The following is a 14,749-nucleotide window of genomic DNA, read 5'->3' as shown; positions in this document are numbered from 1 at the left end:
GATTTTTCGACACGACATCCATGTCGTGTCGAAAAACGACGTGCATCCATGCACGCCGCCCCTGCGGGGTCTTGTCCGTCGGCTCCGTCGCTACAGAAGGGGACCCGGAAAATCAAAAGCAGGAGCAACAGCAACTGCAACTGCAACGGCAACGGCACCCCTCCTCGGCCCTCCCCTGCGCTGCGCGCAAGGGAGGGAGAAAAGCCCCGCAAATCCTTTTAGAGTCACCCCTTCGCAGCCGACGCCCCGCCCATGCCCCCACTGGTGAAAATCCGCTCCGAGCGTGACCAGATGTCGGCGATCGAACGCCGCATCGCCGACTTCATCCTCGACAACGCCCACCTGCTGCGCGACTACTCCTCCCAGCAACTGGCCAACGCCCTGGGCATCAGCCAGTCCAGCGTGGTCAAGTTCAGCCAGAAGCTCGGCTTCAAGGGCTACCCCGACCTCAAGTATTCCGTCGGCGCCGCCGTCGCCCTGGCCGGCAACGGCAACGGCGGGGTGACCGAATGGCCGCCCGAAGCAGCCCCCAGCGGCTACCAGCACCTGGCCGACACCCTGCGCCGCGCCAAGACCGCCGCCGAAGAGGAAACCCGCGTCGCCAACCCGCAGGAAGAAGTGGAAGCGGTGATCGCACTGATCGACGCCGCCCCCAAGGTGTTCGTCTACGGCCTCGGCGACGACGGCCTGTACGCGCGCGAGTTCGCCATGCGCCTGGCGCTGCTGGGCATCCTCACCGTGCAGCACGCCGACCCGATCCTGATGACCGCCAACCTGTCCGCGGCGCGCCCCGGCGACGTGCTGCTGGTGTTCTCCGAGTTCGGCAAGCTGCCGCAGTTGTGGCAGCTCTCGCGCCAGTTCCAGGAAACCGGCGGCAAGGTGGTGTCGATCACCCGCCACACCGCCAACCCGCTGCGCGCCCACGCCGACGCCTCGCTGGCGATCTGCGCCCACGACCCGCAGCCGCCGGTGGCGCAGCTGCTGTACCGCTGCTCGCTGCAATACCTGCTCGACTTCGTGTTCGTGCTGCTGTGCCACGCCAACCCGGACCGCCAGCGCCAGCTCGCGCAGAACCAGGAACGCATCCAGCAGATGATCGACACCTGATGACCGGAGCCACCGCCATGCCCTTCCCGTTCCATTCCGCCGCCCGCCGGCTGCTGCCGCTGCTGGCCCTGCTCGCGCCGGCGGCCATCGCCGCCACGCCCATCCACGACGCCACGCAGTTGGTGGTGGTGACCACGCCGTCCTGGGACGCCCCGGCCGGCCGCCTGCAGGCCTATGAACGCACCGAGCACGGCTGGCAGGCCCACGGCGCCGCGTTCGACGTGGCGCTGGGCCGCAACGGCAGCGCCTGGGGCATCGGCCTGCACCCGGCGCAGGCCGACGGCCCGCAGAAGCAGGAAGGCGACGGCCGCAGCCCGGCCGGCGTGTTCGCCATCGGCGAGGCGTTCGGCTATGCGCCGCGCATCGACAGCGGCATGCCGTACCGGCCGATGCTGGCGAGCGACTACTGCATGGACGTGCCCGACTCGCCGTTCTACAACCGCATCGTCGATGCCGAGACGGTCGGCGCCGACGCGGTGGAAGGTTCCAGCGAACCGATGCGGCTGGACCTGCACAACGACGGCGACCGCCGCTACCGCGAGGGCTTCGTGATCGAACACAACCCGCGCGCCGAGCCCGGCCGCGGCAGCTGCATCTTCGCCCACCTGTGGCGCCAGCCCGGCGAGTCCACCGCCGGCTGCACCGCGATGGAGCCCGGGCACATGGCCGCCCTGCTCGGCTGGCTCGCCCCGGCCGCGCACCCGCTGTTCGTGCTGCTGCCGGAAGCCGAGTACGAGCGCCTGCGCCGTGGTTGGGGCTTGCCACCGTTGCACCCGTGATCCCATGAAGCATCAGGCTCCAGCTTTTCCCTTCTCCCACCGGGAGAAGGTGCCCCGAAGGGGCGGATGAGGGTGCGGGCGAAGCCTCGTGCTACCAAACATCGTGAGGGCTTCGCCCCTACCCTCTCCCCACCCCCTCTCCCGGAGGGAGAGGGGCTTGAGCATCCCTCCACTCATTCCGATCACCCCGCCCATGACCACACCCGCCCGCCGCTTCCGCCTCTCCGCACCGCTCAAGGTGCTGCTCTCGCTGCTGGCCGGCGCCGTGGTCGGCCTCGCCCTGACCAGCACCGACAAGGCGCTGGCGCTGCAGGTGGCCGACGTCGCCCGGCCCATCGGCCGGCTCTGGCTCAATGCCCTGCAGATGACCGTGGTGCCGCTGGTCACCGCGCTGGTCATCATCGGTGTCAACACCGCCAGCAACGCCGCCGCGTCCGGGCGCATGGCGCGCAACGCGATCGCCGTGTTCATCGTGCTGCTGGTGGCCGCGGCGGCGTTCTCCGCGGTGGCCACCCCGGCGCTGCTGGGGCTGGTGCCGCACGACAGCGCCACCCTGCTGGCCTTCCGCGAGGCCCTGCACGCGCCGGAAACGCAGTCCGCGCCGGCCAGCGCCGGGCAGTGGATCGCCTCGCTGATCCCCAGCAACGTGCTGGCGGTGGCCTCGGCCAACGCGATGCTGCCGCTGGTGGTGTTCGCGATGTTCTTCGGCTTCGCCCTGAGCCGGCAGGACGCCGTGCGCCGCGAGCGCGTGCTGGACATCGTCCGCATCGTCGGCGACACCATGATCACCATCGTGCGCTGGGTACTGTGGGCCGCGCCGCTGGGCGTGTTCGCGCTGGTGCTGGTGGTCTGCGCCGAGGTCGGCATGAGCGTGCTCGGCGTGCTCGGCTGGTACATCGTGCTGATGTGCGTGATCTATGTCCTGATCACCCTGCTGCTGTACCTGGTGGCCCTGCTCGCCGCGCGCGAGGGTCTGCGCCGCTTCGCCGCCGCGCTGGTGCCGGTGCAGGTGATCGCCGGCAGCACGCAGTCCTCGCTGGCCTCGCTGCCGGCGATGATCGACAGCGCCCGCAACCGCCTCGGCTACCCGGCGGCGCTGACCGCGCTGGTGCTGCCGATGGCGGTGTCGCTGTTCCGCATCACCAGCCCGGCGCAGTACATCGCCGTGGCCAGCTTCATCGCCTGGCTGTACGGCATCGACATCACGTTCTCGCAGTACGCGGTGGCGGTGCTGCTGGCCGCGGCGATCAGCATGGGCTCCACCGGCCTGCCCGGCCAGGCCAACTTCATGACCAACAACATGCCGATCACCCAGAGCATGGGCCTGCCGATCGAACCGCTGGGCGTGCTGCTGGCGGTGGACACCATCCCCGACGTGTTCTGCACCATCGGCAACACCACCGGCGACATGACCGCGACGTCGATCGTCGCCCGGCACAGCGGGCCGCAGGCGGACGACGCACCGGTCGACGGCTGAGCACCACCGTGCCGTGAGCACGCCGCCACACCGCGCGTGTATGGTGTGGCGGCGACGACGCGCACCGCCTTCCACCCACTCCCGGGAGAACACCATGCCCCGTTCCATGCTGCTTGGCCTGGCCCTTGGCCTCGTGCCCGCCCTGTTCACCGCCGCCTGCGCCGCCGACCCGGCCGCCGAGGCCGCGCTCAAGCCCGCGCAACAACCCTTCACCACCACCGAGGTCGCACGCTTCGACGAACCGTGGGCGATGGCCTTCCTGCCCGATGGCAGCCTGCTGGTCACCGAAAAGGCCGGCAAGCTGGTCCACTTCGACCCGGCCAGCGGCAAGCGCGCCGAAATCACCGGCGTGCCGCAGGTCGCCTACGGCGGCCAGGGCGGCTTCGGCGACGTGGCCCTGCATCCGCATTTCGCCGACAACGGGCTGGTCTATTACAGCTACGCCGAGGAAGGCGAGGGCGATACCCGCGGCGCGGCGGTGGCGCGCGCGAAGCTGCAACTCGATGCCGACGGCGGCGGCAAGCTGGTGGATGCGCAGGTGATCTGGCGGCAGACGCCGAAGGTGTCCGGCAACGGCCATTACGGCCACCGCCTGCTGTTCGGCGCCGACGGCAAGCTGTGGATCAGCTCCAGCGAACGGCAGAAGTTCGACCCGGCGCAGGACATGAAGGCCAACCTCGGCAAGATCATCCGCCTCAACGACGACGGCAGCGTGCCGGCCGACAACCCGTTCGCCGCGCAGGGTTCGCCGGCCGACCAGGTGTGGTCGCTGGGCCACCGCAACATCCTCGGCATGGCCTTCGACGCGCAGGGCCGGCTGTGGGCCGACGAGATGGGGCCGAAGGGCGGCGACGAGCTGAACCTGATCCAGCGCGGCGGCAACTACGGCTATCCGCTGGTCTCCAACGGCGACCACTATGACGGCCGCCCCATCCCCGACCACGACACCCGCCCGGAGTTCGTCGCGCCCAAGGTCAGCTGGACCCCGGTGATCTCCCCGTCCAGCCTGGTCATCTACGACGGCGCGCTGTTCCCGCAGTGGCGCGGCAGCGCCTTCATCGGCGGGCTGTCGTCGCAATCGCTGGTGCGCGTGGCCTTCGACGGCGACGACGCGCGCGAGGCCGAGCGCTTCGACATGGGCCAGCGCATCCGCGCGGTGGCGCAGGGCCCGGACGGCGCGCTGTGGCTGCTGGAGGACGGCAGCAAGGCACGGCTGCTGAAGTTGACGCCGCGCCCGTAGGTACGGGGCTTGCCCCGTACGCGCATTCACCGGGAAAGCCACGATGAAACAGGCCACGTTCACGACCCACGACGTCCACAACCAGCCGCCACCGCCCGGGCCGTTCGACCTGTGGAAGGACGACGCCGGCCTGCGCGAAGCGGTGGCGCGCGAGGGCGGCGATACGTTCGCCGCGCACCTTGCCGGCTACGGCGCGCTGGCCGGCGGCGAACTGCTGCACCTGGCCGACGACGCGCACCGCGACCGCCCGCGCCTGAAGACCCACGACGCCTATGGCCGGCGCCTGGACCGGGTCGAGTTCAACGCCGCCTGGCACGGCGTGATGGGCAAGGCGATCGCGCACGGCGTGGCCGCGCTGTCATGGGCGCAGCCGCAGCCGGGCGCGCACGTGGCGCGCGCCGCGCTGAGCTACCTGCACTACCAGGCCGAGCCCGGCAGCAGCTGCCCACTGACCATGACCCACGCCGCGGTGCCGGTGCTGCGGCAGGCACCGGCGCTGCACGAATGGGCGGACAAGGCCAGCGCGTTCGACTACGACGGCCGCGACCTGCCGCTGGCGCACAAGCGCGGCGCCACCCTCGGCATGGGCATGACCGAGAAGCAGGGCGGCAGCGACGTGCGCGCCAACACCACCCGCGCCATGCCGCTGGCGGCGGACGGCGAGTACCTGCTGGTCGGGCACAAGTGGTTCTTCTCCGCGCCGATGTCCGACGCCTTCCTGGTGCTGGCGCAGGCGCCCGGCGGCCTGAGCTGCTTCCTGCTGCCGCGCTGGCAGCCGGACGGGGCGAAGAACGCGCTGCGCCTGATGCGGCTGAAGGACAAGCTGGGCGACTGGTCCAACGCCTCCAGCGAGGTCGAGTTCGAAAACGCCTGGGCGTACCGCGTCGGCGCCGAGGGACGCGGCGTGGCCACCATCCTGGAGATGGTGATGCTCACCCGCCTGGACTGCATGCTGGGCTCGGCCGGGCTGATGCGGATGGCGCTGCGGCAGGCGCTGCACCACGCCCGCCACCGCAGCGCGTTCGGCAAGCCGCTGCTCGGGCAGCCGCTGATGCGCAGCGTGCTGGCCGATCTCGCATTGGAGTCGGAAGCGGCCACCGCGCTGGCGCTGCGCGTGGCCGGCGCGGTCGACCGTGCGCCACATGACGCGCACGAGGCGGCGCTGGCACGGATCGCCACCGCCATCGGCAAGTACTGGATCTGCAAGCGCGCGCCGGGCCTGGTCAACGAGGCGCAGGAGTGCCTGGGCGGCATCGGCTACATCGAGGACACGCTGCTGCCGCGCCTGTACCGGCAGGCGCCGCTCAATTCGATCTGGGAAGGCTGCGGCAACATCCAGTGCCTGGACGTGCTGCGCGCGCTGGCGCGCGAGCCCGCGACCGGGATAGCGCTGCGCCATGAACTGCAGGCGGCGGCGGGCATCGACGCACGGTTCGACGCGGCACTGCACGCCGGCATGGCGCTGCTGGAAACCAGCACGGACGAAGCCGGCGCGCGCGCCCTCGTCGAACGGCTGGCGCTGCTGTTGCAGGGCGCGGCCCTGCTGCGCGGCGGCCACCCGCTGGCACGCGACTGGTGCGGCGCCCGCCTCGGCGACGCGCGCGCGGCCACCTACGGCGCCCTGCCCGCCGGCATCGACGCCGATGCTGCCCTCGCCCGCGCGTACCTGCCCGGTTGAAGGCGGGAAAGGCGCATTTCGTCGCCGCATTCCCGGTTTCGTCGCATCGCGCTTGCCGGCGGCGGCGAAGGCTTCCATCGTGGCAGCCGCTGCATGTGCAGCGCCGAGCGACGCGAGCACGACCATGAAAGCCCTGACCGTCCTGCTGCTGTGGTGCCTGCTGTGGGTGTTGTGCTGGCCGCTGGCGCTGCTCGCGTTGCTGCTGTGGCCGCTGGCATGGCTGCTGTCGCTGCCGTTCCGGCTGGTCGGCATCACCTTCTCGGCGCTGTTCGCCTTCCTGCGCGCCCTGCTGATGCTGCCGGCGCGGCTGCTGGGCCATACCGACCGCAGGCCGCAGCCAGCGCAGTGACGCGAGGCGGGCATTCGATCGATGGCGCGCCGGGGACGTGGCCCCGACCTACCGGCGCAGCCTCATAGACCGGGGCTACGCCCCCGGCGGTATTGCTGTTCGACATGGCCCACCGGGTACCCGACGGCTGGACGTCAGCCGCCCTCGCCGTCTCCCCGGCGCATGCGCAGGTTCAGGCCGATGGCCTGCACCAGCCCGTAGCAGACCAGCGCGGCGGCCAGGCTCATGGTCAGCGGGCTGGCATTGCCCGCGCCCGAGGCCATGCCCTGGCTGAACGCACCGTCGTACCAGCGCCATGCCAGCCGCGCGACCAGCAGCAGCGACAGGGCGCCGCCGATCCACGGATTGGGCGTATAGCCCGGCTGGCCGTCACGCGCGCCGAAACGGGTGTGGCGCAACGCGAACACGCCCAGCCCGGCACCTGCCACCGCACCGGCCAGCATGCCCGGTGCCACGTGCGGCAGGTACAGCGCGGCCAGCCCCAGCAATGCCACCACCACCGCCAGCAGCACGATGCGCACGAGGGTGCGGCGTGGCCGCCACGGCTGCCAGCCGAAATGGCGGCGGATGCGGCGGTAGTACAGCCAGCCGAAGCCGGCGGTCATCAACCAGGGCATGTAGACGGGCAGCGGTGCGGGCATGGCGGCTCTCCGTTGGGCCCGGCGAGCATCGCACGGCCGGCCGCCGCTTCAAGGTGTCAACTGTCACCCGTGGATGCCGGGTGCGCCCGGCACGGGCTTTCCTGCCGAAGCTTCCTGCGGGGCAAGCCCCGCAGCTACGTACAAGGCCGCACGCCGTAGGTGCCGGGCTTGCCCGGCACGGGGCTTTCCCGCCAAAGCCTCCTGCGGGGCAAGCCCCGCAGCTACGTACGAGCCCCCGCGTCGCTTGACCGGGCACGCCCGGTCAAACGTCGGCGGGCGGCAGCAGCTCGAACTGCACCGGCTCGCCGCTGGCCGACGAGGCGCACACCCACAGGTCGAACAGGCCCGGCTCGGCGGCGAACACGCCATCGACGCCGGTGAAGGCCAGCTGCTGCCGGTCGAGCCGGAACACCACGTCCTCCGCTTCGCCCGGCGCCAGCGCGACCTTGGCGAAGGCCTTGAGCTCGCGCACCGGGCGCACGCGGCTGGCGACGCGGTCGTGCACGTACAGCTGCACCACCTCCTCGCCGGCTACCGCGCCGGTATTGGTGACGGTGGTGGTGACGACCAGTTCGTCGTCCCATCCCAGCCGCTGCATGCCCAGCTGCGGGACGCCGTAAGCGAAGCCGGCGTAGCCCAGGCCGTGGCCGAAGGCGTACAGCGGCGCGTTGGGAACCTCGCGCCAGCGCGCCTTGAACTCGGTCACCCCCGGCAGTTCCGGGCGCCCGCTGCGCGGGTGGTTGTAGAAATACGGCTGCTGCCCGGAGTGCCGCGGGAAGCTCACCGGCAGGCGCGCGGACGGGTTGTAGTCGCCGAACAGCACGTCGGCCACGGCATGGCCGGTCTGGGTGCCGAGATACCACGTCACCGCGATGGCCTGCGCATCGCGCACCGCGCCGTGCAGCGCCAGCGCGCGGCCGTTGCGCAGCAGCACCACGACCGGGGTGCCGGTGGCGGCCACCGCCTCGGCCAGCGCCTGCTGCGCCGGCGGCAGGGTGATCTCCACCCGCGACTGCGCCTCGCCGCTGTAGCGCTGCGGTTCGCCCAGCGCCAGCACCACCACGTCGGCGCGGCGCGCGGCGGCCACGGCCGCGTCGATGCCGCCGTCCAGCGGTTCCTCCAGCGCGCAGCCGGGCACCACTTCCAGCAGCGCGTCGTCGTCCAGCGCCGCGCGCACGCCGGCTTCCAGGGTGACGTAGCGCGACTTGTCGCCGAACAGGGTCCAGCAGCCCTCGATGTTGTCGCGGTCCTGCGCGAACGGGCCGATCAGCGCGATCTTCTGCCCGGCCTTGCGCAGTGGCAGCAGCGCGCCGTCGTTCTTCAGCAGCACGATCGAGCGCCGCGCCGCATCGCGCGCTAGCGCGTCGTGCGCGGCGATGTACGAATCGTCGGCCTCGCGCGCCGGATCCAGCGAGCGGTAGGGGTCGTCGAACAGGCCGATGGCTTCCTTCAGGCGCAGGATGCGGCGCACCGATGCGTCCAGCAGCGCCACCGGCACCTGCCCGCTTTCGACCAGCGCCGGCAGGTGCGCAGCGTAGAAGCCGCTCTGCATGCTCAGGTCGAGCCCGGCGCCGAACGCCTTGCAGGTGGCATCGCGTTCGTCGGCGGCATAGCCGTGCGCGACCAGCTCCATGTCGGCGGTGTAGTCGGACACCACCACGCCGTCGAAACCCCATTGCCCGCGCAGCAGGTCGGTCAGCAGCCAGCGGTTGGCGCTGGCCGGCACGCCGTTGATGTCGTTGAACGCGCTCATCAGCGCGTGCGCGCCGGCCACCAACGCCGCCTTGAACGGCGGCAGGTGCACGTCGTGCAGGGTCTGCGGCGCGATGTCCACCTGTGCGTATTCCATGCCGGCGGCGACCGCGCCATAGGCGGCGAAATGCTTGGGCGTGGCCAGCAGCGAATCGGCCGCGCGCAGGTCCTCGCCCTGGAAGCCGCGCACGCGCGCGGCGGCGAACACGCAGCCCAGCAGCACGTCCTCGCCGGCGCCCTCGGCGCCACGGCCCCAGCGCTGGTCGCGGGCCACGTCCACCGCCGGCGCGTAGGTCCAGTGGAGGCCGGCGGCGGTGGCCTCGATGGCGGTGGCGCGGGCGGTGCGCCGGGCCAGCTCCGGCTCGAAGCTGGCCGCCTCGCCCAGCGGGATCGGGAACACCGTGCGCATGCCGTGGATCACGTCGGCGGCCAACGCCACCGGGATGCCGAGCCGGCTCTCCTCCACCGCCACCCGCTGGATCTCGCGGCCCTGCGCCGCGCCGACGCCGTTGAACAGGCAGCCCACGCGGCCGGCGCGCACCTGTTCCAGCACCTGCCCGGCGTTGCGTACGTTGGCCTCCGGGTTCACGTCGGGCGCGAACGGGCGGACCATGTCGGCGAACACGCCCAGCTGGCCGACCTTTTCCTCCAGGGTCATGCGCGCGAGCAGGGTTTCGATGCGGTCGGCGGCCACCGGCAGTCCTTGTGGGGAAAACGCTTTCAGGGCGCGGATTCTAGCGCCGCCGCCGTGAAACCCGGCGGCGGCGCCGGCTCACGACGCCGCCCGTTCCCGCAGCGCCATCAACATCGCGTCGCTGGATTGCTGGAACACGCGCAGGCCGAACTCCGGCAGGATCGCCAGCAGGTGGTCGAACACGTCCGCCTGCACCGCCTCGTACTGCACCCACGCGACCGAGGCGGTGAAGCAGTACAGCTCCAGCGGCAGCCCCTGCGGCGTCGGCGCCAGCTGCCGCACCATCAGGGTCATGCCCTGGTTGATGCCGGGGTGGCTGCGCAGGTAGCGCTCGACGTAGGCGCGGAAGGTGCCGAGGTTGGTCATCCGCCGTGCGTTGACCTCCTCCGGGTGCGCCTGCGCGACCTGCGCATTCCATTGCGCCAATTCCTCGCGCTTGCCGGCCAGGTAGTCGTCGAGCAGGCCGAAGCGCTCCAACCGCGCCAGCGCATCGTCGTCGAGAAAGCCCACGCTGTGCTGGTCCAGCAGCAGCGGCCGCTTGATCCGGCGCCCGCCCGACTCCTGCATGCCGCGCCAGTTCTTGAACGACTCGGTGACCAGCTTCCGGGTCGGGAAGGTGGTGATGGTCTTGTCCCAGTTCTGCACGGTGATCGTGTGCAGGGCGATGTCGATCACGTCGCCGTCGGCGTTCTGGCTGGGCATCTCGATCCAGTCGCCGATGCGCACGCGGCCGTCGCCGCTGATCTGCACGCTGGCCACCAGCGAGAGGATGGTGTCCTGGAAGATCAGCATCAGCACCGCGGTGGCCGCGCCCAGCCCGGTCAGCAGGTGCAGCAGCTTGACCCCGGCCAGCGTGGCCACGATCGACAGGCCGGCCAGCACGAACACCACGATCTTGACCACCTGCAGGTAGCCCTTGATCGGCTTGTCGCGCGCGTCCGGGCGGCGCTCGTAGATCGCGTTGAACAGGTCCAGCGCATGGCTTGCCGCCAGTGCCACGGTCAGCACCACCCATGCCTGGCAAGCACCGGCGATGAAATGCACCAGCCCCGGCGGCAGCCCCGGCACCAGCACGATGCCGGCGGCGATCACCACCGCGGGCACCACGTTGGCCAGCCGCGGGATCACCTTCAGGTCGCGCCTGCCGCCGCCCTGCTCGGCCGGCAGCATCCGCAGCATGCGCTTGAGCCCGCGCAGCAGGATCCGCCTGGTCACGTAGTTGGCCAGCCATGCGGCCAGCAGCAGCAACGCCAACACCACGACCGAATACGCGCCCGGGTGGGCTTCCAGCGCCTGCTGCGCCTGTTGCAACCACGGCCACTGCACCATCTTTTCCAACATCAATCGCTCCCGTATCTCAGTTTCCCGGTGATCGAGCACGCTCGATCACCACGCCCACCGCGCGCGCGCCGCGCACCGCACCGGGCTTGCTCAGTTTCAGCCGCAGCCACTGCACCTCGAACTCGTCGAGCACGATCTGCGCGCAGCGCTCGGCCAGCGTTTCCACCAACCCGAAGTCCGAGCCGCGCACGTATTCCATCAAGCGCTTGCTGACCGCCTTGTAGTTGAGCGTGTCGGCGATGTCGTCGCTGGCGGCGGGCCTGCGGTTGTCGAAGCCCATTTCCAGATCGAACACCAGTACCTGGCGGATGCGCCGCTCCCAGTCGTAGATGCCGATCAGGGCGTCGATTTCCAGCCCTTCGATGAATACCTTGTCCATGTGTGAAGCGGGGATGCGGGATTGGGGAACGAGGGATGTTACGTGCTGGCGCGTTAAGGGAAGCGCAGGCCCGGAATCCGGCGACGAAGCGCCAAGACATGGGGTCGAGCGACGCACATCGCGATCGGACACGCCATCGGCCCGCCGCGATCAGGCATTCCCCGTTCCCTGTTCCCCGCTCCCTGCCGCCAACGGCGGCAGCGTCGCCATGTCCCAGCGCGGCACCACTTTCACTTCCGCCGCGCTGTGCTGGCCGGCCTGCAGGCGCAGCGCGCCGGCGAAGGCGATCATCGCGCCGTTGTCGGTGCACAGCGCCGGGCGCGGGAAGCAGACGCGGCCGCCGCGGCGCTGCGCGGCGTCCTGCAGTTTCGCGCGCAGGCGCTTGTTGGCGCCGACGCCGCCGGCCACCACCAGCACGTCGCAGCCGGCTTCGTCCAGCGCGCGTTCGCACTTGATCGCCAGCGTATCCACCACCGCGTCCTCGAAGCCGCGAGCGATGTCGGCACGGGTCTGCTCGCCCTGGTCGCTGTCGCGCCAGGCCAGCAGCACCTGCGTCTTCAGGCCGGAGAAACTGAAATCCAGCCCCGGCCGGTCGGTCATCGGCCGCGCGAACTTGTACTGCCCCGGCGTGCCGATTTCGGCCAGCCTGGCCAGCTGCGGGCCGCCCGGGTACGGCAGCCCCATCAGCTTGGCGGTCTTGTCGAAGGCCTCGCCGGCAGCGTCGTCCAGCGTTTCGCCGAGCAGGCGATAGCTGCCGATCGCATCCACCGCCACCAATTGGGTGTGGCCGCCGGATACCAATAGCGCCACGAACGGCGGCGCCGGCGGGTCGTCCTCCATCAATGGCGCCAGCAGGTGGCCCTCCATGTGGTGCACGCCGATGGCCGGCACGTCCAGCGCCCACGCCAGCGAACGCGCGACCCCGGCGCCGACCAGCAGCGCGCCGACCAGCCCCGGCCCGGCGGTGTAGGCCACCCCGTCGATCTCGGACACGGCGATGCCGGCCTCGTCCAGGGTCTGCCGGATCAGCGGCAGGGTCTTGCGCACATGGTCGCGGCTGGCCAGCTCCGGCACCACCCCGCCGTATTCGGCGTGCAGGGCGATCTGGCTGTAGACCGCATGGGCGCGCAGCGCGGCCGCGCCGGGCAGCGCGGTGTCGTAGACCGCCACGCCGGTTTCGTCGCAGGAGGATTCGATGCCGAGGACTTTCATGCCGCCATTGTGGACCCGTTGCCCGGCCCCGCCTACCCGCCCCACTTGCACGCCCCGGCGAAGCGGCTATAATGCGCGGCTCGCCGGGCGTGACCCGGTATCACTGTGTCCCGGAGATTCCATGCCCAGCGTCAAAGTCCGCGAGAACGAACCTTTCGAGTTTGCGCTCCGCCGCTTCAAGCGCACCTGCGAAAAGGCCGGCGTGCTGGCCGAGACCCGCAAGCGCGAGTTCTACGAAAAGCCGACCCAGGAACGCAAGCGCAAGGCCGCTGCTGCCGTGAAGCGCCAGCTGCGCCGTTCCTCGCGCGACGTCACCAAGCGTCAGCGCCTGTACTGATCGGACGCAACTCCCGGACGGAGGCCCCGGCCTTCCGTACCGGAGCAGGAGCCGGCACGCGCGAGCGTAGCCGGCTTTTTGCGTTCCCGGGTTCCACCCACGACCCCCGCATTCCCGATCCCGCAAGAGGTGATCCATGAGCCTGAAACAGCAACTGACCGACGACATGAAGGCCGCCATGAAGGGCGGCGACAAGCACTCCCTCGGCGTGATCCGCCTGATCAACGCGGCGATCAAGCAGAGGGAAGTGGACGAACGCATCGAGCTGGACGACGCCGCAGTCATCAGCGTGCTGGACAAGATGGTCAAGCAGCGCAAGGACTCGGTGAGCCAGTACGAGGCCGCCAACCGCGAGGACCTGGCCAAGGTCGAGCGAGAGGAGATCGTGGTGATCGAGCGCTACCTGCCGGCCAAGATGGGCGAGGCCGAGATCCTCGCCGCGATCAACGCCGCCATCGCCCGGACCGGCGCCGCCAGCGCCGCCGACATGGGCAAGCTGATGGGCGTGCTCAAGCCGCAGCTGGCCGGGCAGGCCGACATGGGGCTGGTGTCGAAGCTGGTCAAGCAGGCGCTGGCCGGCTGACCCGCCACCGGCACGCGAATGCGAGGCCGGTGCCCCGCGCAAATGCATAGGTGCCGGGCTCACCCGGCACAGGGGCTTTCCCGGGGAAACTCCGTGCGGGGCAAGCCCCGCACCTACGGCCGGCCTCGCTTGGATGGCTCCATAACACGACCGGCTTCACTCCCCTTTACCGCTGCGTCGGTTACATCCTTCGCGGCCGGCAACGCCACCGCGCACCCGCGTCGCAGGCTGTGCCGCCACGGGTGCGCGCTTACCCTCCCGCGCATGCCCCCTTCCCTCCCAGACACCCTGAAACAACGGCTGGAGCGGCTGCAACGCAGCTTGCCGGCGGCGCTGCTGCAGCGTTTCGTCGAAGCCGACGTGATGACCCAGTCGGCCTCGCTGGCGTTCTACACCCTGCTGTCGCTGGCGCCGCTGCTGATGCTGCTGCTGTGGCTGACCGCCTCGCTGTATCCGCCGGCACAGCAGGCGCTGGTCGAGCAGATCGCCGGCCTGGCCGGCAGCAGCGTGGCCGAGGTGGCGCGCACGGTGATCGCCAACGCCAGCGCGCGGCCGGACCTGGGCTCGCTGGCCGGGGCGTGGAGCCTGTTGCTGCTGTTCGTCGGCGCCACCGTGGTGTTCGCGCAGCTGCAGGCGGCGCTGAACCGCATCTTCCGCTCGGACGAACAGCGCTTCGACGGCGCGCTGGGCTGGCTGAAGAAACGCATCTTCTCGGCCGGCGTGGTGCTGGCGCTGGGCTTCCTGCTGATCGTGTCGATGGTCGCCACCACCGCGCTGCAGGTGGTGTTCGCGCACCTGCCCTCGCTGCTGCCGGCGGTGGGCTACCTGAGTACGCTGCTGCTGTACGTGCTGGGCTTCGCCTTCCTCTACCACTACCTGCCCGACCGCCCGGTGGCATGGCGCCAGGCACTGGGCGGCGGCGCCATCACCGCGCTGCTGTTCACCCTGGGCCGCTATGGCATCGGTCTGTACCTGGCCAATGCCGCGCCCGGCAGCGCCTACGGCTCGATGGGCACGCTGGTGCTGATGCTGGTGTGGGTCTACTACGCCAGCGTGGTGTTCTTCAGCGGTGCGCTGGTCACCGCGGTCATCGACGAGCGCGCCCGATCATAGAAGCGTGCAGGAGCGACGCGAGTCGCGACCGGGTTCCCGCGAAAGTTCCCGGTCGCGACTCGCGTCG

14 protein-coding genes are annotated in these 14,749 nt (G+C 70.7%); 9 read left to right on the top strand and 5 right to left on the bottom strand.

Going from position 1 to position 14,749, the window contains the following annotated elements:
- Positions 1-252 precede the first annotated feature (252 nt).
- From ABB34_RS00070 to ABB34_RS00045, 6 genes are all read left to right on the top strand, one after another.
- Positions 253-1,107: a MurR/RpiR family transcriptional regulator gene (locus tag ABB34_RS00070; RefSeq protein ID WP_057639201.1), complete on the top strand. Its 855-nt coding sequence runs from the start codon at positions 253-255 to the stop codon at positions 1,105-1,107.
- A gap of 17 nt (positions 1,108-1,124) precedes the next feature.
- Positions 1,125-1,886 carry a L,D-transpeptidase family protein gene (locus ABB34_RS00065; protein ID WP_057639210.1) on the top strand — a complete coding sequence of 254 codons (762 nt, stop codon included), beginning with the start codon at positions 1,125-1,127 and terminating at the stop codon, positions 1,884-1,886.
- Between the two features lie 193 nt (positions 1,887-2,079).
- Positions 2,080-3,363 (top strand): dicarboxylate/amino acid:cation symporter, encoded by a 1,284-nt coding sequence (locus ABB34_RS00060; protein ID WP_057639200.1) that lies wholly within the window; start codon positions 2,080-2,082, stop codon positions 3,361-3,363.
- A 94-nt stretch (positions 3,364-3,457) separates the two neighbouring features.
- Positions 3,458-4,603: a PQQ-dependent sugar dehydrogenase gene (locus ABB34_RS00055; RefSeq protein ID WP_057639199.1), complete on the top strand. Its 1,146-nt coding sequence runs from the start codon at positions 3,458-3,460 to the stop codon at positions 4,601-4,603.
- 43 nt (positions 4,604-4,646) lie between these two features.
- Positions 4,647-6,281, top strand: coding sequence for an acyl-CoA dehydrogenase family protein (locus ABB34_RS00050; RefSeq protein WP_057639198.1), 1,635 nt, complete (start codon positions 4,647-4,649; stop codon positions 6,279-6,281).
- 124 nt (positions 6,282-6,405) lie between these two features.
- Positions 6,406-6,630, top strand: a complete 225-nt coding sequence (locus tag ABB34_RS00045) for a hypothetical protein (protein WP_057639197.1) — start codon at positions 6,406-6,408, stop codon at positions 6,628-6,630.
- Between the two features lie 134 nt (positions 6,631-6,764).
- Here ABB34_RS00045 and ABB34_RS00040 read toward each other — a convergent pair whose 3' ends face one another.
- From ABB34_RS00040 to tsaD, 5 genes are all read right to left on the bottom strand, one after another.
- Positions 6,765-7,271 (bottom strand): CcdC protein domain-containing protein, encoded by a 507-nt coding sequence (locus ABB34_RS00040; RefSeq protein ID WP_057639196.1) that lies wholly within the window; start codon positions 7,269-7,271, stop codon positions 6,765-6,767.
- 262 nt (positions 7,272-7,533) lie between these two features.
- Positions 7,534-9,717 carry a beta-glucosidase BglX gene (bglX, locus tag ABB34_RS00035; protein WP_057639195.1) on the bottom strand — a complete coding sequence of 728 codons (2,184 nt, stop codon included), beginning with the start codon at positions 9,715-9,717 and terminating at the stop codon, positions 7,534-7,536.
- A gap of 78 nt (positions 9,718-9,795) precedes the next feature.
- On the bottom strand, positions 9,796-11,058 hold the full coding sequence (locus tag ABB34_RS00030; RefSeq protein ID WP_057639194.1) for a mechanosensitive ion channel family protein: 1,263 nt from the start codon (positions 11,056-11,058) through the stop codon (positions 9,796-9,798).
- A 16-nt stretch (positions 11,059-11,074) separates the two neighbouring features.
- Positions 11,075-11,437, bottom strand: coding sequence for a dihydroneopterin aldolase (gene folB / locus ABB34_RS00025; protein ID WP_057639193.1), 363 nt, complete (start codon positions 11,435-11,437; stop codon positions 11,075-11,077).
- A 150-nt stretch (positions 11,438-11,587) separates the two neighbouring features.
- Complete coding sequence (gene tsaD / locus ABB34_RS00020; protein ID WP_057639192.1) at positions 11,588-12,649, bottom strand: tRNA (adenosine(37)-N6)-threonylcarbamoyltransferase complex transferase subunit TsaD; 1,062 nt, start codon at positions 12,647-12,649, stop codon at positions 11,588-11,590.
- A 121-nt stretch (positions 12,650-12,770) separates the two neighbouring features.
- Between tsaD and rpsU the strand changes: the two genes are divergently transcribed.
- The 3 genes from rpsU to ABB34_RS00005 all read left to right on the top strand — a co-directional run bounded on the left by rpsU (position 12,771) and on the right by ABB34_RS00005 (position 14,682).
- The gene (gene rpsU / locus ABB34_RS00015; RefSeq protein ID WP_002808376.1) at positions 12,771-12,986 is read left to right on the top strand and encodes a 30S ribosomal protein S21; all 216 of its coding nucleotides are present in this window, start codon (positions 12,771-12,773) and stop codon (positions 12,984-12,986) included.
- 136 nt (positions 12,987-13,122) lie between these two features.
- Positions 13,123-13,569, top strand: a complete 447-nt coding sequence (locus tag ABB34_RS00010) for a GatB/YqeY domain-containing protein (RefSeq protein ID WP_057639191.1) — start codon at positions 13,123-13,125, stop codon at positions 13,567-13,569.
- 264 nt (positions 13,570-13,833) lie between these two features.
- Complete coding sequence (locus ABB34_RS00005) at positions 13,834-14,682, top strand: YihY/virulence factor BrkB family protein (RefSeq protein ID WP_083489991.1); 849 nt, start codon at positions 13,834-13,836, stop codon at positions 14,680-14,682.
- Positions 14,683-14,749 lie beyond the last annotated feature (67 nt).

Source organism: Stenotrophomonas daejeonensis (assembly GCF_001431505.1).
In the GTDB taxonomy this organism is placed as follows: domain Bacteria; phylum Pseudomonadota; class Gammaproteobacteria; order Xanthomonadales; family Xanthomonadaceae; genus Stenotrophomonas; species Stenotrophomonas daejeonensis.
This window is presented reverse-complemented; position numbering and strand designations above follow the sequence as displayed.